This is a genomic window from Modestobacter lapidis (assembly GCF_054780755.1).
Window position 1 is genome coordinate 1 of the sequence record NZ_BAAGVS010000077.1, and the last position, 522, is coordinate 522.

At 28.7% G+C, this 522-nt stretch carries 1 protein-coding gene; it reads right to left on the reverse strand.

Annotation, left to right across the window (positions count from 1 at the left end):
* Positions 1-522: proton-conducting transporter transmembrane domain-containing protein (locus tag ACYVG5_RS21495; protein WP_460683543.1), on the reverse strand; the 522-nt coding region annotated here is incomplete at both ends.

Below are 522 nucleotides of genomic sequence, written 5' to 3' on the forward strand. Positions count from 1 at the left end.
TGGCATATGTAGAGTTAATCCTCGATAGTATTTTAATAATCGAGTATGATATCGATCATATAAAATAACCACACAAATAAATAAAGCAGGAGATACTACCCCGTGAGCAAGCATAAGAATTAAAGATCCTTCAATTCCTTGGATTGTATTACTAAATAAACCTAATAAAGTAATATTCATATGTCCTACAGAAGAATAAGCAATAATTTTTTTTAAATCTACTTGTCTTAAAGTAGTGAAAGATGAATAAATAATACTAATAACTGCTAAAGAATAAACTAAAGGAGTAAAAAATACAGAAGCATCTGGTAAAATAGCAATAGAATATCGTAAAAATCCATAACCAGCTAATTTTAATAAAATTCCGGCTAAAATAATTGATCCAGCTAAACTTGCTTCTACGTGAGCTTCAGGTAACCAAATATGGAAAGGAATCATAGGAACTTTTACTGCAAATGATAAAAAAAATCCTAACCATAAAATTTTTTGTCGAGTTTCACTAATATCTGCTACTGCTAATAC